Annotated in this window: 24 protein-coding genes, 5 tRNA genes and 3 other RNA genes; 7 read left to right on the top strand and 25 right to left on the bottom strand. The window is 52.5% G+C overall.

From position 1 onward, the window contains the following. Positions 1-7 precede the first annotated feature (7 nt). From BMI79_RS04865 to gpmA, 7 genes are all read left to right on the top strand, one after another. Positions 8-580, top strand: a complete 573-nt coding sequence (locus tag BMI79_RS04865) for a cysteine hydrolase family protein (RefSeq protein WP_076940923.1) — start codon at positions 8-10, stop codon at positions 578-580. 195 nt (positions 581-775) lie between these two features. After that, the gene (locus BMI79_RS04860) at positions 776-1,597 is read left to right on the top strand and encodes a CPBP family intramembrane glutamic endopeptidase (protein ID WP_076940922.1); all 822 of its coding nucleotides are present in this window, start codon (positions 776-778) and stop codon (positions 1,595-1,597) included. 275 nt (positions 1,598-1,872) lie between these two features. Beyond that, on the top strand, positions 1,873-2,922 hold the full coding sequence (gene galT / locus BMI79_RS04855; RefSeq protein WP_076940920.1) for a galactose-1-phosphate uridylyltransferase: 1,050 nt from the start codon (positions 1,873-1,875) through the stop codon (positions 2,920-2,922). After that, a complete protein-coding gene (gene galK / locus BMI79_RS04850) occupies positions 2,922-4,073 on the top strand; it encodes a galactokinase (RefSeq protein ID WP_076940919.1) in 1,152 nt (383 codons plus the stop codon). The genes galT and galK overlap by 1 nt, the downstream gene beginning before the upstream one ends. Further along, positions 4,067-5,110, top strand: coding sequence for a galactose-1-epimerase (gene galM / locus BMI79_RS04845; protein ID WP_076940917.1), 1,044 nt, complete (start codon positions 4,067-4,069; stop codon positions 5,108-5,110). Before galK ends, galM begins: the two co-directional genes overlap by 7 nt. 195 nt (positions 5,111-5,305) lie before the next feature. Continuing rightward, positions 5,306-5,644 carry a PsiF family protein gene (locus BMI79_RS04840; RefSeq protein ID WP_076940915.1) on the top strand — a complete coding sequence of 113 codons (339 nt, stop codon included), beginning with the start codon at positions 5,306-5,308 and terminating at the stop codon, positions 5,642-5,644. 248 nt (positions 5,645-5,892) lie between these two features. Then, on the top strand, positions 5,893-6,645 hold the full coding sequence (gene gpmA / locus BMI79_RS04835) for a 2,3-diphosphoglycerate-dependent phosphoglycerate mutase (RefSeq protein ID WP_076940914.1): 753 nt from the start codon (positions 5,893-5,895) through the stop codon (positions 6,643-6,645). Between the two features lie 71 nt (positions 6,646-6,716). On the opposite strand, the gene aroG is transcribed toward gpmA, so the two are convergent. The 25 genes from aroG to odhB all read right to left on the bottom strand — a co-directional run bounded on the left by aroG (position 6,717) and on the right by odhB (position 24,678). Beyond that, positions 6,717-7,769 carry a 3-deoxy-7-phosphoheptulonate synthase AroG gene (gene aroG, locus BMI79_RS04830; protein ID WP_076940912.1) on the bottom strand — a complete coding sequence of 351 codons (1,053 nt, stop codon included), beginning with the start codon at positions 7,767-7,769 and terminating at the stop codon, positions 6,717-6,719. Positions 7,770-8,068: 299 nt separating this feature from the next. Then, positions 8,069-8,794 (bottom strand): nicotinamide riboside transporter PnuC, encoded by a 726-nt coding sequence (gene pnuC, locus BMI79_RS04825; protein WP_076940910.1) that lies wholly within the window; start codon positions 8,792-8,794, stop codon positions 8,069-8,071. Positions 8,795-8,826: 32 nt separating this feature from the next. After that, positions 8,827-9,888 (bottom strand): quinolinate synthase NadA, encoded by a 1,062-nt coding sequence (gene nadA, locus BMI79_RS04820; protein WP_076940908.1) that lies wholly within the window; start codon positions 9,886-9,888, stop codon positions 8,827-8,829. A 300-nt stretch (positions 9,889-10,188) separates the two neighbouring features. Further along, positions 10,189-10,310, bottom strand: a non-coding RNA gene (locus tag BMI79_RS04815) — RtT sRNA. Between the two features lie 16 nt (positions 10,311-10,326). After that, positions 10,327-10,402 (bottom strand) — tRNA-Lys (locus BMI79_RS04810). Positions 10,403-10,409: 7 nt separating this feature from the next. Continuing rightward, positions 10,410-10,485 (bottom strand) — tRNA-Val (locus BMI79_RS04805). A gap of 95 nt (positions 10,486-10,580) precedes the next feature. Beyond that, positions 10,581-10,702: non-coding RNA, RtT sRNA (locus BMI79_RS04800), on the bottom strand. Between the two features lie 16 nt (positions 10,703-10,718). Then, positions 10,719-10,794, bottom strand: a tRNA-Lys gene (locus BMI79_RS04795). A 96-nt stretch (positions 10,795-10,890) separates the two neighbouring features. Next, positions 10,891-10,966, bottom strand: a tRNA-Lys gene (locus BMI79_RS04790). 96 nt (positions 10,967-11,062) lie between these two features. Beyond that, positions 11,063-11,184, bottom strand: a non-coding RNA gene (locus BMI79_RS04785) — RtT sRNA. 16 nt (positions 11,185-11,200) lie between these two features. Continuing rightward, positions 11,201-11,276 (bottom strand) — tRNA-Lys (locus BMI79_RS04780). 364 nt (positions 11,277-11,640) lie between these two features. Next, positions 11,641-12,414 (bottom strand): cell division protein CpoB, encoded by a 774-nt coding sequence (gene cpoB, locus BMI79_RS04775; protein WP_076940906.1) that lies wholly within the window; start codon positions 12,412-12,414, stop codon positions 11,641-11,643. 9 nt (positions 12,415-12,423) lie between these two features. After that, entirely contained in the window at positions 12,424-12,933 is a 510-nt protein-coding gene (pal, locus tag BMI79_RS04770; RefSeq protein WP_076940904.1) for a peptidoglycan-associated lipoprotein Pal, read from the bottom strand. A gap of 44 nt (positions 12,934-12,977) precedes the next feature. Continuing rightward, positions 12,978-14,270: a Tol-Pal system beta propeller repeat protein TolB gene (tolB, locus tag BMI79_RS04765; protein ID WP_076940903.1), complete on the bottom strand. Its 1,293-nt coding sequence runs from the start codon at positions 14,268-14,270 to the stop codon at positions 12,978-12,980. Between the two features lie 193 nt (positions 14,271-14,463). Next, the gene (gene tolA / locus BMI79_RS04760) at positions 14,464-15,642 is read right to left on the bottom strand and encodes a cell envelope integrity protein TolA (RefSeq protein WP_076940901.1); all 1,179 of its coding nucleotides are present in this window, start codon (positions 15,640-15,642) and stop codon (positions 14,464-14,466) included. A gap of 78 nt (positions 15,643-15,720) precedes the next feature. Beyond that, positions 15,721-16,149, bottom strand: coding sequence for a colicin uptake protein TolR (tolR, locus tag BMI79_RS04755; RefSeq protein WP_076940899.1), 429 nt, complete (start codon positions 16,147-16,149; stop codon positions 15,721-15,723). Between the two features lie 12 nt (positions 16,150-16,161). Beyond that, a complete protein-coding gene (gene tolQ, locus BMI79_RS04750) occupies positions 16,162-16,845 on the bottom strand; it encodes a Tol-Pal system protein TolQ (RefSeq protein WP_076940897.1) in 684 nt (227 codons plus the stop codon). Beyond that, positions 16,842-17,246 (bottom strand): tol-pal system-associated acyl-CoA thioesterase, encoded by a 405-nt coding sequence (gene ybgC, locus BMI79_RS04745; protein ID WP_076940895.1) that lies wholly within the window; start codon positions 17,244-17,246, stop codon positions 16,842-16,844. Before ybgC ends, tolQ begins: the two co-directional genes overlap by 4 nt. Before the next feature lie 131 nt (positions 17,247-17,377). Next, on the bottom strand, positions 17,378-17,674 hold the full coding sequence (gene ybgE / locus BMI79_RS04740) for a cyd operon protein YbgE (protein ID WP_076940893.1): 297 nt from the start codon (positions 17,672-17,674) through the stop codon (positions 17,378-17,380). Continuing rightward, a complete protein-coding gene (gene cydX / locus BMI79_RS04735; RefSeq protein ID WP_076940892.1) occupies positions 17,674-17,787 on the bottom strand; it encodes a cytochrome bd-I oxidase subunit CydX in 114 nt (37 codons plus the stop codon). Before cydX ends, ybgE begins: the two co-directional genes overlap by 1 nt. A 17-nt stretch (positions 17,788-17,804) precedes the next feature. Further along, the gene (gene cydB / locus BMI79_RS04730) at positions 17,805-18,944 is read right to left on the bottom strand and encodes a cytochrome d ubiquinol oxidase subunit II (protein ID WP_076940890.1); all 1,140 of its coding nucleotides are present in this window, start codon (positions 18,942-18,944) and stop codon (positions 17,805-17,807) included. Between the two features lie 14 nt (positions 18,945-18,958). Continuing rightward, positions 18,959-20,527: a cytochrome ubiquinol oxidase subunit I gene (gene cydA / locus BMI79_RS04725; RefSeq protein WP_076940889.1), complete on the bottom strand. Its 1,569-nt coding sequence runs from the start codon at positions 20,525-20,527 to the stop codon at positions 18,959-18,961. A gap of 779 nt (positions 20,528-21,306) precedes the next feature. After that, positions 21,307-22,179, bottom strand: a complete 873-nt coding sequence (gene sucD / locus BMI79_RS04720) for a succinate--CoA ligase subunit alpha (protein WP_076940887.1) — start codon at positions 22,177-22,179, stop codon at positions 21,307-21,309. After that, positions 22,179-23,345, bottom strand: a complete 1,167-nt coding sequence (gene sucC / locus BMI79_RS04715; RefSeq protein WP_076940885.1) for an ADP-forming succinate--CoA ligase subunit beta — start codon at positions 23,343-23,345, stop codon at positions 22,179-22,181. The genes sucD and sucC overlap by 1 nt, the downstream gene beginning before the upstream one ends. 112 nt (positions 23,346-23,457) lie before the next feature. Next, positions 23,458-24,678 carry a 2-oxoglutarate dehydrogenase complex dihydrolipoyllysine-residue succinyltransferase gene (gene odhB / locus BMI79_RS04710; protein ID WP_076940883.1) on the bottom strand — a complete coding sequence of 407 codons (1,221 nt, stop codon included), beginning with the start codon at positions 24,676-24,678 and terminating at the stop codon, positions 23,458-23,460. Between the last annotated feature and the right edge of the window lie 15 nt (positions 24,679-24,693).

Raw genomic sequence — 24,693 nt, 5'->3', positions numbered from 1 at the left:
AGAGGATATGTCCGCCGCACTGATTATTATTGACCTGATCGAAGATCTGGCTGGCCCGAAAGGGCGGGCCAATCACTGCCGTGAACAACTGCTGGCGCAGAACGTCATCGCCCACACCAATGCGGCAGCCGCTTACGCGCGGATACGTAAAATCCCGGTCATCTGGGTGCGCGTCGGTTTTGCCGATGACTACCACGATATTCCGCCCCACTCACCGTTGTTTAACCATCTCAAACAGATTGGCGCACTGCGTTTGAGCAACGGCGGTTGCCACTGGCTAAGCGGATTAGAGGTAAAACCGGAGGATTTGCAGTTCGAAAAAAAAGCAACCTCCGCCTTCGCCGGTAACAATTTGTTAGCGTGGTTACAGCAACACCGCTGCCACCATTTGTTACTGGGCGGCATCAGTACCACATTGGCGATCGAAAGCACCGCTCGGCAGGCGCACGATGCCGGTTTCCAGGTGACGATATTGCAAGATCTCTGCGCAGCGCAGACGGAAGATATTCACCAACAGAGCCTGGAAACGTTGCTAAACCTTGGCAGAGTCATACGTTCACCTGCCTGGATGAAGGGGTGAGTGCCAGACTGTCTCCCTCAGCACTGCTGGCCTTAAGCGGGTTTACAGCCTGGATTTAACCGCACTTTTCATTCTTCTCCCGACCTTTGCATTGATTTCGTTGTGTTACCATCCCACTTAGCGCTCATTTTAGATCACCAACACGCCGAACCTTCGGCATTGAGCGCCGTGGTCTATTTTAGAGGGATAACAACTATGTGGGGCGTCCTCTCGGCTTCCTTGTTTTTTTTACCATTTAACCGATTTATTGCCTGGATCCTGTTGGCCGCCGCGACGGGAATGGGGCTCTACCATCACATTCTCACGCCACTCAGCCTCGCTTGTCTGGTGCCGATCGCCGTTGCCGTCTGGTTACACCACCAATGTCGTAAGCAGCGCGCTGTTGCACTGATTCTGGAAATCTTGCTGGTGGCCTGCTCTCTGGCGTTGTTTTCTCACCTGATACCGGGCTTCAATAATCCGTTGATGGTAGAACAGGAAAAAATTGGCCCATTGAGCGCCCCCTATTCCCTGTATTACAACTTCGACAAGGCCTTGGTGCCTTTCCTGCTGTTTGCCTGCCTGCCAACGCTGTTCAATGCAGGCAAGGCCGATAAGCCAGTGGCTACCCGCGCTTGGGTGATCCTGGTGCTGTGCGTTCCGGCTTTGCTGTTGTTGGCCGTCGCCCTCGGTGGCCTGAAGATTGAACTGCATATGCCGCCTTGGATCCTGGCGTTTATGATGGCCAATCTGTTCTTCGTCTCACTGGCCGAAGAAGCCCTGTTCCGTGGCTATTTGCAGCAGCGCATCCGCCAGTGGCTGGGCGCTTACCCGGCGTTAATCATCACCGCCCTGCTATTTGGTGCTGCGCATTTTGCCGGTGGCATGCTGATGGTGGCTTTTGCCACACTGGCCGGGGTGATTTACGGCTTGGCCTGGATGTGGAGCGGCCGCCTGTGGGTGCCGGTTCTTTTCCACTTTGGCCTTAATCTGACGCATCTGTTGTTCTTTACTTATCCGCTCTACCAGCATCCGTAACCCTTCTGGCTGGCAGGATTTCCCCTGCCGGCTAACGCAGTGAAAGCGTTACCACTTATTTTCTCTGCTTCAGGATCCTTCGACCAACTATGCTGCTTTTATTGAGATAACCATCTAATGTAAACGATTCCATTATTGGCGATAGATCACCTTTTTCTTTCCCCAGGCATGCTATGTTTCTTCGCATTATTTTCCGCCAGGTGCCCGTTCATCATCGGCCACGCAGAAAGTGAAAGCGATTACATAACACCGCACTGATAGATGAAGGAAGCGTTATGCCCGATTTTAATCCTATCGATCACCCACACCGCCGTTTCAACCCGCTCACAGACCAGTGGGTGCTGGTGTCTCCACACCGGGCCAAACGCCCATGGCAAGGCCAGCAAGAATCCCCCACGCAGGAAATACTGCCAGAGCACGCTCCCGACTGTTTTCTGTGCCCTGGCAATCAACGCGTCACCGGTGATAAAAATCCCGACTATCCTGGCACCTACATTTTCACCAATGATTTCGCGGCGTTGATGCCCGATACACCGCTGGCACCAGAAAGCCGCGATCCGCTGATGCGCTGCCAAAGCGCACGTGGCGTCAGCCGGGTGATCTGCTTCTCCCCCGATCACAGTAAAACCCTGCCACAGCTTTCATTAGCGGCGTTGGAGCAGGTGATTGCCACCTGGCAGGAACAGGCCGCCGATCTTGGCCGCAGCTACCCCTGGGTGCAGGTGTTTGAAAACAAAGGTGCCGCGATGGGCTGCTCGAACCCTCATCCGCATGGTCAGATATGGGCTAACAGCTTCCTGCCTAACGAGGTCGAACGAGAAGATCGCCTGCAGCAGGACTATTTCCGCCAACACCATTCCCCACTGCTGGTGGATTATGTGCAGCGTGAGCTGGCCGACGGCAGCCGCACGGTGGTGGAAACTGAGCACTGGTTGGCGGTGGTACCTTACTGGGCGGCGTGGCCGTTCGAGACCCTGCTGTTGCCAAAGGCGGCGGTGCAACGCCTCACCGATCTCACGCCAGTGCAGAGCAGCGATCTGGCGGTCGCCCTGAAGAAACTCACCAGCCGTTACGACAATCTGTTCCAGTGCTCTTTCCCCTATTCGATGGGCTGGCACGGCGCGCCATTCAACGCCGCCGATAACCGCCATTGGCAGTTGCACGCCCATTTCTACCCGCCGCTGCTGCGCTCCGCCACGGTGCGCAAATTTATGGTGGGCTACGAAATGCTGGCAGAAACCCAGCGCGATCTGACCGCTGAACAGGCCGCAGAACGCCTGCGTGCCGTCAGTGATATTCATTATCGTGAAGCCGGAGTGAAATAATGAGCCTCAAAGACCATACTCAAGCCCTCTTTACCCAACACTTTGGCTATGCCCCCGCCCTCACCGTTCAGGCTCCGGGGCGGGTAAACCTGATTGGTGAGCACACCGATTACAACGACGGCTTTGTTTTGCCCTGCGCCATCAATTACCAGACGGTGATCAGCTGCGCCCGGCGTGACGATCGCCAGATCCGCGTTCTGGCCGCCGACTACGATAATCAGCAGGATCTGTTTTCACTGGATGCCCCCATCGTCAGCCACGCTAACCTGCGCTGGGCTGACTATGTGCGCGGAGTGATAAAACACCTGCAACTGCGCGATGCCCATTTTGGCGGTGCCGATCTGGTGATCGCTGGCAATGTGCCGCAGGGGGCCGGGCTCAGCTCATCGGCCTCGTTGGAAGTCGCCGTCGGCCAGGCCATGCAGGCGCTGTACCAATTGCCGCTCGACGGCGTAGCCTTGGCGTTGAACGGCCAGGAAGCGGAAAACCAGTTTGTCGGCTGTAACTGCGGCATTATGGATCAACTGATATCGGCACTGGGCAAGCAGGATCATGCGCTGCTGATCGACTGCCGCTCACTGGCAACGCGCGCGGTGCCAATGCCAAAGAACGTGGCGGTAGTGATCATCAACTCTAACGTCAAACGAGGATTGGTCGACAGCGAATACAATATCCGCCGCCAGCAGTGTGAAGAAGCGGCGCGCTTCTTTGGCGTTAAGGCGCTGCGCGACGTCAGCCCAGACCTGTTCTTTCCGATCCAGCACGAATTAGACCCGATCGTCGCCAAACGGGCGCGCCATGTGATCAGCGAGAATGAGCGGACTCTCGCCGCTGCCGACGCGCTGGCCGCAGGCGATCTCAAACTGATGGGGAAACTGATGGCTGAATCACACGCCTCAATGCGTGATGACTTCGAAATCACCGTTCCGCCGATCGATACCTTGGTTGAGATTGTTAAACATACTATTGGCGATCGCGGTGGCGTGCGCATGACCGGCGGCGGTTTTGGCGGCTGCATCGTGGCGCTGATGCCGTCAGAGCTGGTTGAAGCGGTACGCAGCGCAGTGGCACGGGAATATCCGCTGCGCACCAACGGCCTGCAGGAAACGTTCTATGTATGCTACGCCTCGCAAGGAGCCAGCAGATGTTGACAGATTCATCCTCAAATGCGCCCGACGGCCAGCCGTTTATTCTCACCACACTGCGTAATAGTGCAGGCATGACGGTCACGCTGATGGATTGGGGCGCGACCTGGCTTTCCGCCGTGCTGCCGCTCAAGTCGGGTGAAAAACGCGAGCTGCTGCTGGGCTGCCAAACAGCGGCGGATTATGTACGGCAGCATGCCTATCTGGGGGCGACCGTTGGGCGCTATGCCAACCGCATCGCTTACGCCAGGCTGCTGATCGACGGCAAACCGCATCCGCTGGTGGCAAATCAGGGAGAACACCAGCTACACGGTGGGCCGGAAGGCTTCCATGCTCGCCGCTGGCAGATCGTGGCTCAGAATGAACAACAGGTGGTGTATCAGTTGCATTCAGTAGATGGCGAGCAGGGCTTTCCCGGCAATCTGGACGTAACGCTGACATACCGGCTGACCGCCGATAACCGGCTAGAGATCGGCTATCAGGCCCAGGTTGATCGCGCATGCCCGGTCAACTTGACTAACCATGCCTATTTCAACCTGGACGGCGCGGGCCACGACGCGCGCCAACAACGCCTGCAGCTGTTTGCTGACCGCTATCTGCCGGTTGATAGCGAAGGCATTCCCTGTGGCGACTTAACCGAAGTTGCCGGTACCGGGATGGATTTTCGCCAGCCAAAAACGCTGCTGCAGGATTTTCTGCGCGATCGCGATCAGCAACGCGTCAAGGGTTATGACCATGCCTATCTGTTGCACCGCACCTGCAACCGGCTGGAAAGCCCGGCGGCGCACCTGTGGTCGGCCGACGGCAACGTTGAATTGACGGTGTTCACCACGGCCCCAGCGCTGCAACTGTACAGCGGTAATTATCTGGCTGGCACACCGGCACGTGAAGGCGGTACTTACGCCAGCTATGCCGGTATAGCGCTGGAGAGCGAATTTTTACCGGATAGCCCGAACCACCCGGAGTGGCCACAGCCGGATTGTTGGCTCCAGCCCGGCCAACGTTATCAGAGTGCCACGCATTATCAGTTTAATCCTATTTAACTCGCCATGCCCCTTGCCACGCGGCAAGGGGCGATATCGTTATAAATACTTACCCTTTTACTCTGCCACCTCACTCGCCATGACCTTTCCTTATTCAAAACCCAGAACTAAAATCAGACGACGGTGATAAGCACTGCTCCTGTGCTCAGTCACAACTTCGGCCCGCAAGGCCGCTTAATCGCTGAAGGAACACCTATGCGTCTGATTACTGCACTTCCATTACTGGCTGGTTTAATGTTGAGCACCAATCTGATGGCTGCCGATACCGCAGCAAAAACGCCCTCTCCGGCACAGGCCGCCCAGCAGAAACGCATGACCGATTGTAATCAACAGGCTTCCAGCCAATCGCTGAAAGGTGCTGACCGTACCACCTTCATGAGCACCTGCCTAAAGTCCGAAGGGCATAAAACAGAAAAGGCCCTCACTCCACAGCAGCAGAAAATGAAAAGCTGCAACGCTGATGCCGCTCAAAAAAGCCTGAAAGGTGATGAACGTAAAGCCTTTATGAGCAACTGCCTGAAAAAATCTGCCTGATCGTATTAGTTCTTCGGCGCGTTTGGGTTCATCTCATGCGCGCCGTTGTTTTTCCTCGCGGGCCAAACGGCACAATGGCGTGCTTTCCTCATATACCTAAGCGGTAAAAAATTGACTATGGTTAAACCAGATACCCAATAGCAGAGCGGCCTGAGGTATGACGGGTATATCGATTGCCGAGCCACTGGCTGCAGTAATATAATGATTCTCGTTATCATTCAATTGTCAGATTATTGAGGAGTTAAGCTATGGTTGTAACTAAACTGGTTCTGGTACGTCACGGCGAAAGCCAGTGGAACAAGGAAAACCGCTTTACCGGTTGGTATGATGTTGATTTATCTGACAAAGGCCGAACAGAGGCAAAAGCTGCGGGTAAGCTTCTGAAAGATGAAGGTTTCTTTTTCGATTTTGCTTACACCTCGGTGCTGAAGCGCGCCATCCATACCCTGTGGAATATTCTGGATGAATTGGATCAGGCGTGGTTACCGACTGAAAAATCCTGGAAACTGAATGAACGCCATTACGGTGCGCTGCAAGGCCTGAACAAGTCTGAAACCGCTGAAAAATACGGTGATGAGCAGGTGAAACAGTGGCGCCGTGGTTTTGCCGTGACGCCACCGGAGCTGAGCAAAGAAGATGAGCGCTATCCTGGCCACGATCCGCGCTATGCAAAACTCAGTGATAAAGAACTGCCTACCACCGAGAGCCTGGCGCTGACGATCGATCGCGTGATCCCTTACTGGGACGCCGAAATCCTGCCGCGCATCAAAAGCGGTGAGCGCGTGATCGTTGCCGCACACGGTAACTCGTTGCGTGCTCTGGTGAAATACCTGGATAACCTGAGCGAAGATGAGATTCTTGAGTTGAACATCCCAACCGGCGTGCCGTTGGTGTATGAGTTCGACGAAAACTTCAAACCAATCAAGCGTTATTATCTGGGCAATGCCGATGAGATCGCGGCCAAAGCGGCTGCGGTAGCCAACCAGGGCAAAGCGAAGTAATTTTCGCTGCTGAATGCGAGAAGCCCCCGGTGATAAGAGCCAGGGGCTTCTTTTTTAGCTGATGCCGAGAATCAGCCGCGGCGCGCCTTCACCGCTGCGGCCAGTTCACGCAATACGGTTTCGGTATCTTGCCAACCGATACACGCATCGGTCACGCTTTTGCCGTAAACCAGCGGTTCACCGCTTTCCAGGCTCTGGTTCCCTTCCACCAAGTGGCTTTCGATCATCACCCCGATAATGGCTTTTTCACCACCACGGAGTTGCTTGCAGACATCGGCACTGACATCGATCTGCTTCTTAAACTGCTTGCTGCTGTTGGCATGGCTGAAGTCGATCATCACCTGCGCTGGCAGGCCCGCTTTCGTCAATCCTTCTTTCACTTCTTTGACATGCGCAGCGCTGTAGTTCGGCTCTTTACCACCACGCAAGATAATGTGGCAATCACCGTTACCGCCGGTGTTAACGATTGCCGAATGACCCCATTTGGTCACAGACAGGAAGCAGTGCGGCGCGCTGGCAGCGTTGATGGCATCAATCGCCACTTTGATGGTGCCATCGGTACCGTTTTTGAACCCTACCGGGCAAGACAGGCCAGAAGCCAGTTCGCGATGCACCTGAGATTCTGTGGTACGTGCACCGATAGCGCCCCAGCTCATCAGATCCGCCAGATATTGCGGGGTGATCATATCGAGGAACTCACCCGCTGCCGGCAGGCCGCTATCATTGATATCCAGCAGCAGTTTACGTGCCAAACGCAGGCCATCGTTAATCTGGAAGCTGTTGTCCATCTGCGGATCGTTGATCAACCCTTTCCAACCAATGGTGGTACGTGGCTTTTCAAAGTAAACACGCATCACCACTTCCAACTCGCCGCTCAGTTCCTGCCGCAGTTTCAGCAGGCGTGCCGCATACTCTTTTGCCGCTTTGGTATCGTGAATCGAGCAAGGGCCAATCACCACCAACAGACGATCGTCATTGCCACGGAGGATTTTGTGAATCGCATTGCGTGCCTGTGACACCGTCTCCGCTGCCTGTTCGCTGGCTGGGAACTTCTCCAGCAGAGCCACTGGGGGCAGAAGTTCCTTAATTTCTTTAATGCGTAAATCGTCGTTTTGGTAATTCATAACTTTTCCATTCGGTATCGGGAGGTGTATTTCACAGCATTCAGCATGAGATCCCAACAATCTAGCCTGTGAAACTAGCGCTGTAAATCACCTTTAGGCCAGTGAGCAAGGTAAACACGGACGATCGCCGTATTCTTCCTGTACGGGGCAACATGACATTTCTTGTAAATACAGTCAGTCGTGGGTGCCTGCTGCCGTTTATCGCCGTAGCAGGCTGACTGGACAGCGGCTTGCCTTTTAGCTGCGGGTTGCTGAGGGGTTGAACTCAGGAGCATCACTCCTGAGTTCTCATTGCGGCATTATACTGCGCAAGACAGCGGGCGTGAATGATTCCGGGCAGCACTGCGGATCCACAACCAGGAACCGTTAAGCGCGATCAGCGTCAGAATAACGTATTCCAGCGCCATGGCGTAAACGCCCTGATAGGCAAAGATCGCCACGCTGATCACGTCAATAACCACCCACAGCAGCCAGTTCTCAACGTATTTACGCGTCATCAGGATCATCGCGGCAATCGACAGCACCATCATCGTTGAATCCCAGAACGGGAAAGCATCCGGCTGCAATTCTGGCATTTGCACGCTCAGACCAAGTGCCTGCATCACCGTTACCGCAATCTGTGTCAGAGAGGCGAATACGCGATCGATATTAAAGGTCATCAGAGCAATACCGATGATGCATACCGCGCCCCACATCAGCGCTTTAGGCAGCGACAGCCAGCGGATCTTCAGCTCCGCCTGATGATCCTGCGTCTGACGGCTCCAGGCGTACCAGCCGTAAATATTGGCCACGAAGAAAAACAGCTGTAGCAACAGGCTGGCATAAAGCTGGATCTGGAAAAAGATGACGGCAAATAGCGTCACGTTAATCAGGCCAAACAGGTAGTTGATGATTTTCTCTTTGCTGGCATACCAGATGCACAACAAACCAAACAGCGTACCTATGGCCTCAATCCACGACAGATCGTATCCCCCAGCGCCAAGCGGAATATGCACCAGGATATTGCTGGTACTGAAAAAACTCATCTTGCCATCCTTATCAAATAGTTAACCGGTAGTCAGGCGTTCCCTTTCACCGGCATTTTCAACTGTGCGGCAAACGCCAGCATGCGATTGAGCGGAATCAGCGCCTTTTCACGTATTGCGCCATCGACAAAAATTTCATGCTGGGCACCACCCTGTTCCAACCCTTCAGCAATCGCTTTCAGGCCATTCATCGCCATCCATGGGCAATGAGCACAACTGCGGCAGGTGGCTCCCTCACCGGCGGTTGGCGCCTCAAGCAGCTCTTTACCCGGGCAGGCCTGCTGCATTTTATAGAAAATACCGCGATCGGTGGCGACAATCAGCTGCTGATTTGGCAAAGCGATCGCCGCCTGGATCAGTTGGCTGGTAGATCCCACGGCATCGGCCAGATCGACAATCGCCTGAGGCGACTCAGGGTGCACCAAGATCGCGGCATCCGGGTATAGCGCCTTCATCCGCATCAGCGCCTGGGTTTTAAACTCGTCATGAACGATACAGGCCCCTTGCCAGCACAGCACATCGGCGCCGGTCTGTTTCTGCACATAGTGACCAAGATGACGATCGGGCGCCCAGATGATTTTCTCACCCAGGCTATCGAGATGCTCTATCAGCTCAACCGCAATACTGGAAGTTACCACCCAGTCAGCACGCGCTTTAACCGCCGCAGAGGTATTGGCGTAAACCACCACGGTACGATCAGGGTGGCTATCACAAAATGCCTTGAACTCCGCTTCTGGACAACCGAGATCGAGCGAACATTCAGCATGCAGCGTCGGCATCAATACCTGTTTTTCCGGGCTGAGGATCTTGGCTGTTTCCCCCATAAAACGCACCCCGGCAACCAGCAGGGTTGAAGCCGGATGGTTGCTGCCAAAACGCGCCATCTCCAGTGAATCAGCCACGCAACCACCGGTCTCTTCTGCCAATGCCTGGATCTCTGGATCGGTATAGTAGTGGGCGACCATGACCGCATCACGCTGTTTGAGCAAGGTCTTGATCTTTTGCCGATAGAAAGCCTTCTCGGCTACGTCCAACGGCACCGGTTTTGGCGGGAAGGGATACACCGCCGCGTTGACATCAAACATTTCACTCATCGCAGTTGTCTCTGTGCTAGGCTGTTCGTCCGCTTATCCGGCAGTACTTTGCCTTTCGCAAACGCCTCGTTTTATATACTAAACAAAATACCTAATTTTTAGTGAAAAGTCGCTGATATTTTTCGATTAGTGGTGGCATTTGTTTAATGAATTAAAAAATCGAGAGTAATGCGAGAAACTAAAGTCAATGAAGCACGGGCTCTCACTCGCATAGTGAGTCTGCAAGCGGATTAGGGAACTAAACATAGTGAGCGTGGTGGATATGCGAAAAAAGCGCCAAAAGGCGCTTTTTTCTGAATTTGGTGGGGCGTGCAGGATGACTCGGCTTCGCCTCGTCCTTCGGGCCATCGCTTGCGCGATGTTGCCTCGCGATGCTCGACACGAACCTTTACGGTTCTCATCCTTTACGATTCTACTTTTTACCAATTCATTAAGAATTGGTGGGTCGTGCAGGATTCGAACCTGCGACCAATTGATTAAAAGTCAACTGCTCTACCGACTGAGCTAACGACCCGCAGAAGTGGTGGGTGATGACGGGCTCGAACCGCCGACCCCCTCCGTGTAAAGGAGATGCTCTACCAACTGAGCTAATCACCCACTGCTGTGGTTACTGCCAAATGCCTTGCCGTGTGACTTGAATCTTCATGATTCTTATCTTTCACGATTTTACTTTTTACCAATTCATTAAGAATTGGTGGACCGTGCAGGATTACTCGGCTTCGCCTCGCCCTTCGGGCCATCGCTTACGCGATGTTGTCTCGCGATGCTCGACACGAACCTTTACGGCTCTCATCCTTTACGATTCTACTTTTTACCAATTCATAAAGAATTGGTGGGTCGTGCAGGATTCGAACCTGCGACCAATTGATTAAAAGTCAACTGCTCTACCGACTGAGCTAACGACCCGCTGCTGTGGTTTACTGCTAAATCTTTAATCGCGCAACGCGAACCTTTACGGTTCTCATCCTTTACGACTCTACTTTTTACCAATTCATTAAGAATTGGTGGGTCGTGCAGGATTCGAACCTGCGACCAATTGATTAAAAGTCAACTGCTCTACCGACTGAGCTAACGACCCACTGCTGTGGTTTACTGCTAAATGTTTTATCGCATAATGCAAACCTTTACGGTTCTCATTCTTTGCGATCCTACTTTTTACCAATTCACTGAGAATTGGTGGGTCGTGCAGGATTACTCGGCTTCGCCTCGCCCTTCGGGCCATCGATTATGCGATGTTGTCTCGCGATGCTCGACACGAACCTTTACGGTTCTCATCCTTTACGATTCTACTTTTTACCAATTCATTAAGAATTGGTGGGTCGTGCAGGATTCGAACCTGCGACCAATTGATTAAAAGTCAACTGCTCTACCGACTGAGCTAACGACCCACTGTCGTGGTTTACTGCTGACGGATACAGAAGGAAAATCTGCATCGAAGAAAACTGGAGTGGCAAACAGGGTAACTTGGTTTTGCTTTACTCACTATTGCTTACACAACCGTGCTTCGCTAATACCAGGCTCTAAACTGTAGCCAATTGATTTGAAGTCAACTGCTCTATTCAAGTGAGCTAACGACCCAATTTCCTTGCTGCTTTAACATCTTGCAAGATGTCTTGGCAACGGCGGCATATATTACTAATTTATCTTGGCAGCGCAACCTAAATTTTGGCGCTATAGGTTCAACTGCTGGTTCTTCACGCGAATGAGCCCAGAAATCGGTCAAAACGACTAACATCTGGGCTCAGTTTTTACCTACAGGCTGGCCGCGCGTTTCTTTGCCTGCTTGGCCGCATCGCTGGTTGGGTATTGTTTGATCACCTGCTGGTAAACGGCTTTAGCTTTATCAACCTGGCCTTTTTCCTGCATGATCACGCCCACTTTAAACATGGCATCTGGTGACTTGGGTGACTTTGGATAATTCTTCACCACCACCGCATAATAGTAAGCCGCATCCTCTTTTTTGCCTTTGTTGTAAAACAATTGGCCAAGCCAATAGTTGGCATTAGGAAGGTATGTCGAGTTCGGATACTGTTTTACGAAGGCTTGGAAAGCGGAGATTGCCTGATCGTACTGTTTTTTTTCCAACGCCAATGAAACAGCAGCATTATAGTCGCTGTTCTCATCACCGCTGCTCACCGGAGCGGCTGATTCAGCCGCAGGCGCACTATCAGCAGGAGCCGCCGTCGCTGCCGCACCCGTGGAATTCTGTGCGCCACCCTGGCTGAGACTATCCATCTGCTGATAGATCTGCTTCTGGCGTTCAACCACCTGATTCAACTGGTACTGACTTTCCTGGATCTGCCCACGGAGCGTATCAATATCGCGTTGATTGTCAGAAAGCTGCTGCTGAAGTTGGTTTAAAAGCTGACTCTGAGCGTTACTGATACGCTCAAGTGAAGTGACACGGTCCTCGACCGAGCCGGAGCCGACATTACTGATTGGCGCTTGGGCAGTAGCGGCCCATGGGACCGCTACGCCAACCAGTAACGACAGACCCAACAGGTGACGTCTGAAGTTACTGTTCATGCGATTCTCTTAGTAAACCAGAACGGCACGACGGTTTTTAGCCCAAGCTGCTTCGTCGTGGCCCAATACTGCTGGTTTTTCTTTACCGTAAGAAACGATAGAGATCTGGTCGGCAGAAACGCCTTTACCTTGCAGGTACATTTTCACTGCGTTAGCACGACGCTCGCCCAGAGCGATGTTGTATTCTGGCGTGCCGCGCTCATCCGCGTGACCTTCAACGGTCACTTTGTAAGATGGGTTGTTACGCAGGAATGCAGCGTGCGCATCCAGCATCTGAGAAAACTCAGAGCTGATGTCATATTTGTCAAAACCGAAGTAAACGATATTGTTTCTCTGCAGTTCTTGCATCTGCAGACGCGCTTGTTCTTCGGAAGACAGGTTGCTGCTGCCATTTTCCATACCAGTGCCAGCGCCCATACCAGATTGGTCGTTGTTCGCGCTTTTGTTAGAACTACAGGCCGCCACAGCCAGAACTGGCAGTGCCAGCATAAGCGCTTTCAGCACTTTGTTCAGTTGCATTTCTTTGATCCTTTTATAGTTTGCTATACATATTTACACATGCATCACAGATACGGCGACCAGGCAGGCGATTTGACCTGTCCATCAGTTGCCGGAAGACGCGCTTTGAAACGCCCATCAGTCGATACCAACTGCAGGACGGAGCCCATACCTTGTGTGGAGCTATAAATCACCATAGTACCGTTTGGTGCGATACTTGGCGTTTCGTCCAGTTGCGTGTTCGTTAATACCTGAACAGCCCCTGAAGTGAGATCTTGCTTGGCGATATGCTGAGCACCATTGTTGGAACTCACCATCACCAGGAACTTACCATCCGGGCTCACATCAGAGTTCTGATTCTGAGCACCTTCCCAAGTCAGCCGTTGTGGAGCCCCGCCGCTTGCGCTGATTTTATAAATCTGAGGACGCCCCCCCTGATCGGAGGTATAGGCCAAAGACTGGCTATCTGGGAACCAGCTAGGTTCGGTATTGTTGCTGCGGCCATCGGTGATCTGACTGATCTGGCCAGAGCCCAGGTTCATTACATACAGATGCAGGCTGCCGCTCTTCGACAAAGCAAAGGCAATACGGCTGCCGTCTGGTGAGAACGCAGGTGCACCGTTGTGACGAGGGAAAGAAGCGACCTGTTGGATAGCACCGTTAGCCAGGGTTTGGATCACCAGCGCTGAACGGCCACTCTCGAAGGTAACATAAGCCAGTTTGCTGCCATCGGGTGACCAGGCTGGCGACATCAGTGGCTCTGGGGAACGGTGTACGACAAACTGGTTGTAGCCATCATAGTCGGATACACGCAGTTCATACGGGAATTGCCCACCGTTGGTCTGCACCACATAAGCGATACGCGTACGGAAAGCCCCTTTGATACCGGTCAGCTTTTCAAACACTTCATCACTGGCGGTATGAGCAGAATAACGCAACCATTGCTTGGTCACCTTATACTGATTCTGCGCCAGAACGGTGCCTGGAGAACCTGAGGTATCCACCAATTGGTAGGAGATCAAATAGCTGCCATCAGCACCGGGTTGCACCTGGCCGACAACGACGGCATCAATGCCCAATGCAGTCCAAGCCGCCGGTGTCACTTCAGACGCCGTGGCCGGTTGCTGCGGCATACGCGCCACATCGATAGGGTTGAATTTGCCGCTGTTGCGCAGATCTGCGCCAACAATCTGGCCAATATCTTCTGGAGGCGTACCTGGACCCGCCCATTTAAACGGCACCACACCAATTGGGCGAGCAGAGTCGACCCCCTGGGTGATTTCAATGCGGACTTCCGCGTGCAGCACGGATGCCCACAGGACTAACAAACCTAACATTACTCGAAATGCCTGCTTCATCTCATCTCCCTTATCCAGGCGGGATGCCTGCGATAAATTAGCAGAATTTTAACAAACCAACGCAAACAAAACTACGTTTACCCAAAGAATCTCGAATTTTCAGCCAACAACGCTGAAAACTCAGAAACAATGAATAAAAATCCCTGTTGGTTACCTTAGTACATCCTTGCGCTTTACTCAGTAATAACAACCATTACTCTGGCTTAAATACAAGAGTCGAATCCTTAAAATACTGATACACAGCATCGCTAGGCGGTTTAGGAATACGCGCCTGATTAGCCGCTGCAACAGCAGCTTGACATAACGCCGGATCTCCGCCTGCTGACTCTACGCTTTTTAAAAAGCCGTCTGGTGCAAGCTTGATGCGTAAATCGCAGGTTTTGCCTTCAAACCCTGATGCATAAAACTTGCTCTGAATGGCTGCCCTGATCTGGCTCTTATAACCCTCAATATCAGCACCGCTGACACCCGCAGCCTTGGCATTACCCTCGCCTTTCGCTTTGGCTGCGTCGCCTTTCGTCTTGGCGGCTCCGCCACCTTTCGGCGCGTTTTTACCATCCGCCAAACCACCGAACAGATCATCAACTTCAGCAGATTGTTTAGCCGCCTCAGCCGCTGCCTTTTTCTTGGCATCCGCTGCTTTTTTCGCTTCTGCAGCCTTCTCTGCTGCCGCTTTCTTCTCCGCTTCAGCAGCGGCCTGTTTCTCTGCCGCCTCAGCGGCTTTCTGTGCCGCAGCCGCTGCAGCCTCTTTCTTCGCCTCTTCTGCCTGCTTCTTGGCAGCCGCCGCTGCAGCGGCTTCTTTCTTGGCTTCCGCTTCGGCTTTCTTTTGTGCCTCTGCCTGCGCTTTGGCTATTTTATCCGCCTCGGCTTTGGCTTTTGCTGCAGCCTGCTCAGCCGCTTTCTGCTGTTCTTTCGCCTTAGCGGCGGCAAGTTCTGCGGCTTTCTGCTGTTCAGCAGCCTGCTGCTGTTGCTCGGCTGCCTTTTTCTGCTGTTCTGCCTGTGCTTTGGCATCCTGTGCGGCTTTTTCCTGCGCAGCCAGGCGTTCCCGCTCAAGTTCTTTCAACCGCTGTTGTTCCGCAGCCTGTTTCTGCTGCAGCTCTTCTGCCTGCTGCTCCGCCTTTTTCTGACGTTGCTTTTCGGCACGCTGTGCATCGCTGCTCTGCTGTTGCTGGCGATTATACTGCTCCACCACAGCCCCAGGATCGACCATCACTGCACCGACGACGGAACCGTCGCCGCCACCGCCGGCACTCATTTCGGCGTTTTCGTGCAGCGATCCCCAAATCAACAGGGCAATCAATATGATGTGCAGAACCACCGAAACAATAACGGCGCGGTTCAGCTTATCGTTTTGCTCAGTTGCCTTTACCAAAATAGAGTCCCAAAAACTGGTGCTTAAACGGGGCTTCTGCCCTATCAGGCAGAAACCGGGTTGCCTCTCACCTTACGGTCAGATTGGCTGGGTCATCAGCCCCACGGAAGCGACGCCCGCCTGATGGAGAATATTCAATGCCTTGATAATCTCATCATAGGGTACTTCCTTTGCCCCACCGATCAAGAAGACCGTCTTCGGATTCGCCGCTAAACGCGATCTGGCTTCAGCCGCAACCTGTTCAGGCGGCAAAAACTCCATGCGGTTATGATCTACCACCAAGGTATATTGCCCCACGCCGGAAACCTCTAAGATCACCGGCGGATTATCATCGCTGGACACCGTTTTGGAATCCGTGGCGTCAGGTAAATCCACCTCAACGCTCTGGGTGATAATGGGTGCGGTTGCCATAAAAATCAGTAACAACACCAATAACACGTCCAACAGCGGGACAATGTTGATTTCTGACTTCAGCTCACGACGGTTACGACCACGAACTTTCGCCATGCTACCTCCTACTTATTTGCTGTCGCTGGAGAAGGCCTGACGATGCAGAATAGCGGTAAACTCTTCCATAAAGTTGTCGTAATTCTGCTCAAGCTTGTTAACACGCTGGTTAAGACGGTTGTAAGCCATAACGGCAGGGATCGCGGCAAACAGGCCAATCGCGGTAGCGATCAACGCTTCGGCGATGCCTGGAGCGACCATCTGCAAGGTGGCTTGTTTGACTGCCCCCAAGGCAATAAAGGCGTGCATGATCCCCCACACGGTACCAAACAGACCGATATACGGGCTGATGGACCCTACGGTGCCGAGGAAAGGAATATGGGTTTCCAGGGTTTCCAGCTCGCGATTCATCGAAATGCGCATCGCACGTGAAGCGCCTTCGATCACCGACTCCGGCGCATGGCTGTTGGCACGGTGCAAACGGGCAAACTCTTTGAAACCCGCATGGAAAATTTGCTCTGAACCCGTCAGGCTATCGCGGCGTGCCTGGCTTTCCTGATACAAGCGGGAAAGCTCGATACCGGACCAGAATTTGTCTTCGAAAGCTTCGGCGTCACGCGTGGCCGCATTCAGAATGCGAGTCCGTTGGATGATGATCGCCCAAGAGGCCACTGAGAAACCTATCAAAATCAACATGATAAGCTTAACCAGCAGGCTTGCCTTCAAGAATAAATCTAGGATGTTCATGTCAGTCACTGCTTAAACTCCGCGACAATAGACTTAGGAAGCGCTATTGGCTTCATTTGGTGTGGATCAATGCATGCAATCAACACATCGGCCTGACTCAAAAGAGTACCGTCAGAATTAACAATGCGTTGAGCAAACGTGAGAGAAGCCCCACGCATTGAGGTGATTTCACTCTGCACTTCCAACAGGTCATCAAGACGAGCCGGTAACAGGTAATCCACCGTCATGCGCCGGACAGCAAAAGCGACATGTTCACTGAGCAGCTGCTGTTGATGAAAGTTATGCTGACGCAGCATCTCTGTGCGCGCTCTTTCATAAAAGGCGACGTAGCGGGCATGGTAAACCACACCGCCGGCATCGGTGTCTTCGTAATAGACACGGACCGGCCATCGAAACAACGTATTACTCACGATACTTCCAAGCCAATGCAATTTAACGTTGCTACTATACGCAAGAGAGATCAGGTTGGGAATGGGTTACCGGATGGGAATGAAAATAATTATGGGCCTGAATGGCCCATAACACGCGGATATACTGCAGTTTATAAAGAAACGTAAAGTAATCCTGCGGCCAGGATCACAATCGCAGGCAGCGGCGTAAAAAACGCACGCCAGAACGCATTCTGAGGCCGAAAACCAACACCGTGTACCATGCCCGCACACACCGCCCACATCAGCAGGATACCCTGCCAAATCTCCAGTGAACTGGTGCGTGCCGCAAAGCGGCTGGGATCCCAGAATATGCACCCCGCTAAAATCAACGCCAGCACCATTGAAAGGGCCCGAATTGGGCCCTTATCGGTGATAGCGTACAGTTTATCAATGAGCGATAAACTCATTACTTACCGTCTTGCTGTACTTGTGAATCTTCAATGTGCTCAAGCGCCAGAGCCGTAATGATACCGAAGGCACAGGCAAGAAGCGTTCCGAGGATCCAGGCAAAATACCACATGGTTTAGCTCCTTTTGCTTAGTACAGTGAATGCTTGTTGTTTTCGATGAACTTCTTATCCAAGCGCCCAAACATTTTGTAGTACGACCAGCAGGTGTACGCCAGAACGATTGGCACGAAGATAATCGCCACAATGGTCATCACTTTCAACGTCAGCAGGCTGGAAGTCGCATCCCACATGGTTAGACTAACGTTAGGTACGGTGCTTGAAGGCATGACGAACGGGAACATGGTTACCCCAGCCGTCAAGATCACACAGGCAATCGTCAGCGATGAAGTCAGGAATGCCATAGCGCCTTTCTCCAGACGGGAGAACAGGATAGTGAACAATGGCAAGACCACGCCCAGTGCCGGTAGCGCCCACAGAATCGGATACTTGTTGTAGTTGATCAGCCAGGCACCAGCCTGATGAGCCACTTCTTTGCGCAGCGGGTTAGATTCCGCCGCAGTATCCAGAACTGAGGTGACCACGAAACCATCAATACCTTTCACCAGCCATACCCCAGCGAGCAGGAAGCACACGGCCATCACCAGAGTGGCAATCTGTGCCGCAGCGCGTGATCGCAGGTGGAGTTCACCTGTGGTACGCATCTGCAGATAGGTTGCACCCTGGGTTACCAGCATCATCAGGCTGACAATCCCTGCCAACAGAGCAAACGGGTTAAGCAGTTGGAAGAAGTTGCCGGTGTAGAACAGGCGCAGATATTCGTTAACGTGGAACGGAACCCCTTGCAGCAGGTTACCGAATGCCACACCGAATACCACGGCAGGCACAAAGCTGCCGATAAAGATGCCCCAATCCCACAGGTTACGCCAACGGCTGTTTTCCAGCTTAGAGCGGTAGTCAAAACCGACCGGGCGGAAGAACAACGCGGCCAACACCAGGATCATCGCTATGTAAAAACCCGAGAACGCAGCGGCGTAAACCATTGGCCAAGCGGCAAACAGCGCCCCCCCTGCGGTGATCAGCCACACTTGGTTACCGTCCCAGTGTGGAGCGATTGAGTTAATCATTACCCGGCGTTCAGTATCGCTTTTGGTGAGTACAGGCATCAGGATACCGACGCCCATATCAAAACCATCCGTTACCGCGAAGCCGATCAGCAATACGCCAACCAGAACCCACCAGATAAATCGTAGTACTTCATAATCAAACATAAGTGGACTCCTGTTTAGCGCGCTTCCTGCACGGTGGCAGTCGGTTGTTCAAAATGATAGCGGCCAGTTTTCAGGCTGCTTGGACCCAGACGTGCAAACTTGAACATCAGGTACATTTCAGCCACCAGGAACAGGGTGTACAAGCCGCAAATCAGCCCCATAGAGAACAGTATATCGCCCGCGGTCAGCGAAGAAGTGGCCACTGCGGTTGGCAGCACCTCACCTATCGCCCACGGCTGACGACCATACTCTGCCACGAACCAGCCTGCTTCTACTGCAATCCAAGGCAATGGAATGCCATACAGCGCTGCACGATGCAGCCATTTCTTCTCACCGATACGGCCACGCAATACGCTCCAAAACGCCATACCGATAATGAACAGCATGATCACGCCACAGGCCACCATGATGCGGAATGCGAAATATAACGGAGCAACACGTGGGATCGAATCGTTGGTTGCTTGCTGAATCTGTGCTTCTGTCGCGTCGGTGACGTTTTCAGTGTAGCGCTTCAACAGCAGACCATAACCCAAGTCCTGCTTGATATTATTGAACTCCGTACGCACTGCAGGATCGGTATTGCCACCACGCAGGCTTTCCAGCAACTGGTATGCCTTCATACCGTTACGGATACGAACCTGGTGCTGAGCCATCAAATCCCGCAAACCGATAACCGGGGTATCAAAGGAGCGAGTCGCAATCAGGCCAAGTGCCCATGGGATCTGGATAGCAAAGGAGTTCTCCATTCGCTCCTGGTTCGGAATACCGAACAGGGTGAATGCCGCCGGTGCCGGTTGAGTATCCCATTCTGCTTCAATCGCAGCCAGTTTGGTTCTCTGCACGTCACCCATTTCGTAGCCAGACTCATCACCCAGTACGATAACGGAAAGGATTGCAGCCATACCAAAGCTCGCAGCAATAGCAAAGGAACGCTTGGCAAACGCGATATCACGCCCTTTCAGCAGATAGTAAGAGCTGATCCCCAGAATGAACATGGCACCGGTGGTGTAACCTGACGCCACGGTGTGAACAAACTTCACCTGTGCAACCGGGTTGAGTACCAGTTGGGAGAAGCTGACCATCTCCATACGCATGGTTTCAAAGTTGAAATCAGATGCAATCGGGTTCTGCATCCAGCCGTTAGCAACCAGTATCCACAACGCAGACAGGTTTGAGCCAAGAGCCACAAACCAGGTCACCGTCAGGTGCTGTATTTTGCTAAGGCGATCCCAGCCGAAGAAGAACAGCCCGACCAGCGTTGATTCTAGGAAGAACGCCATCAGACCTTCGATGGCTAGCGGAGCCCCGAAGATATCACCGACGTAGTGAGAGAAATATGACCAGTTGGTCCCAAACTGGAACTCCATGGTCAACCCGGTGGCCACACCCAGGGCGAAGTTAATTGCAAATAACTTACCCCAGAATTTGGTCATGTCTTTATAAATTTGTTTGCCGGACAGGACATATACCGTTTCCATAATTGCTAACAAAAACGCCATACCCAGCGTTAATGGAACAAATAGAAAATGGTACATCGCCGTTAAAGCAAACTGTAAGCGCGACAGTTCGACAATATCAAACATCTTGACTCCTTGCTCCTCGCAGGAAGACTCCGACTTGCGGTTATCGGTATAGCTCTGTGAAAGAGTAACCGGTAACGCCCCGCAGTGAATGCCCTTAAAAAAACAACAAATTTGATCCCACTTGCCCGCTTTCAACCGCACATTCGTCACCAAGCCAGAAAGGCTTGGAGCAAAACGCACCTATGAAAACCGACAGCGGGTAACAAATGCAACAAGATCAACCATCCCTAATTACACAATGGCATGATACTCGCCAAATCCCATACAATAAATAGGTTTTTACGTGACCTGGCTTAGACTTTTGGCGACAGGTCAAAAAGAAGCCAAAAGAGGTATTCCAGCTTATTTTGATCTGGAACAATTTAAGCCTATCTGCATATTATTTCCAGATTCTATTGCATGGTTTCACGTAATTTTCTTGGCAGTATGTTGCATAATAGTTTAATTGTTTTTTATTGATGTAATTGTGTTAAATAAATGTAATTTAAAGCAACCATCATTGTGTTAACTGAAGATATTTACTCGATATATATTAACTTTTTATTTCCAATAATTAATTGCAGTGATTCAAATCACAAATAAGCTTTAGGTTTATTAATCATAGACCATTGTTGGGAGCGAGATCCCAAATCACGTAAATATAAGATTATGGCCATGTTAACTGCTTGGATCCCCATGAGAAATCGCTCTTTTAAGCACACAGTAATAATGTTTAAAGATAAAAAAGGCCACCCATTGGGTGGCCAAACATGTCGAGATACTGTTTTTATCGTGAAATATTAGCGATTCAATACGGCTTTCACTGCATCACCGATGTCAGCCAGGCTGCGTACGGTTTTGACTCCTGCCGCTTCAAGCGCCGCGAACTTCTCATCCGCAGTGCCTTTACCGCCGGCAATGATGGCACCCGCGTGGCCCATGCGCTTGCCTTTAGGCGCGGTAACACCGGCGATGTAGCCAACAACCGGCTTGGTCACGTGATCTTTGATGTAAGCTGCAGCTTCTTCTTCCGCACTACCGCCGATCTCGCCGATCATCACGATCGCTTCAGTCTGCGGATCTTGCTGGAACATCTTCAGGATATCGATAAAGTTGGAACCAGGGATCGGGTCACCACCAATGCCTACGCAGGTTGATTGGCCCAGACCCGCATCGGTAGTTTGCTTCACCGCTTCATAGGTCAGTGTACCTGAGCGGGAAACGATGCCGACTTTACCTGGCAGGTGGATATGGCCCGGCATGATACCAATTTTACATTCGCCAGGCGTAATCACACCAGGGCAGTTCGGGCCGATCATGCGCACACCCGCTTCATCCAGCTTCACTTTCACCGTCAGCATATCCAGCGTTGGAATACCTTCGGTGATAGTGATGATCAGCTTAATGCCAGCGTCGATCGCCTCCAGGATAGAATCTTTACAGAACGGGGCTGGAACATAGATAACCGAGGCCGTTGCACCGGTCGCTTCAACCGCTTCACGCACGGTGTTGAACACCGGCAGGCCCAGATGCACTGTGCCGCCTTTGCCCGGCGTAACACCGCCGACCATTTTGGTGCCATAGGCAATAGCCTGTTCGGAGTGGAAAGAGCCTTGGCTACCGGTGAAACCCTGGCAAATGACTTTAGTATTCTTATCAATCAAAATGGACATTATTTACCCTCCACTGCCGCAACAACTTGCTGAGCCGCATCAGTCAGGCTGGTTGCAGCAATGATATTCAGACCGCTGTCCGCCAGTTTTTTGGCGCCCAGTTCGGCGTTGTTCCCTTCCAGACGTACGACTACCGGGACGTTAACCCCAACTTCAGCAACCGCGCCAATGATACCGTCAGCGATCAGGTCGCAACGCACGATGCCACCGAAAATGTTCACCAGAACCGCTTTCACCTTGTCGTCAGACAGGATGATTTTGAACGCTTCAGTCACGCGCTCTTTGGTTGCACCACCACCTACGTCGAGGAAGTTGGCAGGTTCACCACCGTGCAGTTTCACGATGTCCATGGTCCCCATCGCCAGACCGGCACCGTTAACCATGCAACCGATGTTACCGTCCAGAGCTACATAGTTAAGCTCCCACTGAGCCGCACGGGATTCACGCTCATCTTCCTGAGAAGGGTCGCGCATTTCACGCAGTTCAGGCTGGCGGAACAAGGCGTTACCATCAGCACCCAGTTTGCCGTCCAGGCAAATCAGATCGCCCTGTTTGGTAATCACTAGCGGGTTGATCTCAACCATCGCCAGATCGCGCTCCAGGAACAGCGTTGCCAACCCCATAAAGATCTTGGCAAACTGGCTGACTTGCTTACCCGTCAGACCCAGTTTGAACGCCAGTTCACGCCCCTGATAAGGCTGTGGCCCCGCCAGTGGGTCGATGGTCATTTTGTGGATCAGTTCCGGGGTTTCTTCCGCAACTTTTTCGATCTCAACGCCACCTTCAGTGGACGCCATAAACACCACGCGACGCGTACCACGGTCAACTACTGCGCCCAGATACAATTCTTTGTCGATATCGGTTGCTGCTTCCACCAGGATCTGGTGAACCGGCTGCCCCAATGCATCCGTCTGGTAAGTCACCAGGCGCTTACCCAACCAGGCTTCAGCAAAAGCGCGGATATCTTCTTTGCTGTTAACAACTTTAACACCGCCAGCTTTACCACGGCCGCCAGCATGAACCTGACATTTAACCACCCACGGGCCGGAGCCGATTTTAGATGCGGCTTCTTCTGCTTCACGCGGTGTGGTACAGGCGTAACCGGTTGGTGCTGGCATGCCATACCGAGCAAACAGTTGTTTTGCCTGATATTCGTGTAAATTCATGATGTTCTATCCATTCAGGTCTGAAAAGTTTTAGCCTGTTACCTTCAAGCGACTGAGTACAGGCCACATAGCACAGAGTGTGGGTGCGGCAATTACCGCACCCAGGCAGGGATTAAACGTCTAACAGCAGGCGAGCAGGATCTTCCAGCATCTCTTTAACAGTCACCAGATATCCCACAGACTCACGGCCATCGATCAGACGATGATCGTAAGACAGAGCCAGATACATCATCGGCTGAATCACAACCTGACCATTGACCGCCATCGGGCGATCTTTAATGGCGTGCATGCCCAGGATAGCGCTCTGCGGTGGGTTGATGATCGGGGTGGACATCAGTGAACCGAATACGCCGCCGTTGGTAATGGTGAAATTACCGCCGGTCAGCTCTTCCACCGTCAATTTACCGTCACGGCCTTTGACCGCCAGCTCTTTGATTTTCTTCTCGATATCCGCCATGCCCATGGTGTCTACGTCGCGCAATACTGGGGTCACCAGCCCACGAGGGGTAGATACCGCGATGCTGATATCGAAGTAGTTATGGTAAACCACATCCGAACCATCGATAGAAGCATTCACTTCAGGGAAGCGCTTCAGAGCTTCGACTACCGCTTTGATGTAGAAGGACATAAAGCCCAAACGTACCCCGTGGCGTTTCTCGAAAGCTTCACCGTACTGCTTGCGCAGATCCATGATCGGCTGCATGTTGATTTCATTGAAAGTGGTCAGCATTGCGGTGCTGTTCTTCGCTTCCAACAGACGCTCGGCCACACGCTTACGCAGGCGGGTCATCGGCACACGTTTTTCACTACGGCCGCTCAACGCAGGCTGCGGTGCAGCTTCTGGTGCGGCAACGGCTGGCTTATCTGCTTTCTTGTGGCTCGCCAAATAGGCTTCCACGTCTTCACGGGTGATACGCCCACCGACACCGCTGCCTTTGATCGCCGCAGCATCGAGATCGTGTTCAGCAATCAGACGGCGGATCGCCGGGCTAAGTGAATCGTTGTTCTCTTCTTCCAGGCTCGCGGTTGCGCGCTGTGCCGGAGTCGCTTCTTTGCTCTGCGTTTTCTCTACAGTCGGTTTGCCAGAGCTATCGCCTGGACGGATACGACCAAGAAGTTGACGGGAAGTGACGGTCGCGCCCTCATCTTCCAGAATCGCATCAAGGAATCCTGCTTCACTCGCCGGTACTTCCAACACCACTTTATCAGTTTCGATCTCGACCAAAACTTCATCACGGTTTACCGCATCGCCGGGCTTTTTATGCCACGTGGCTACGGCCGCATCAGCAACCGATTCAGGAAGATCAGGAACCAGAATATCTACGCTACTCATTAAGCTTTCCCTTAA

This window comes from Serratia oryzae (assembly GCF_001976145.1).
Classification (GTDB): Bacteria; Pseudomonadota; Gammaproteobacteria; order Enterobacterales; family Enterobacteriaceae; genus Chania; species Chania oryzae.
The sequence above is the reverse complement of the archived record's forward strand: the minus strand, read 5'-3'. Positions and strand labels throughout refer to the sequence as shown.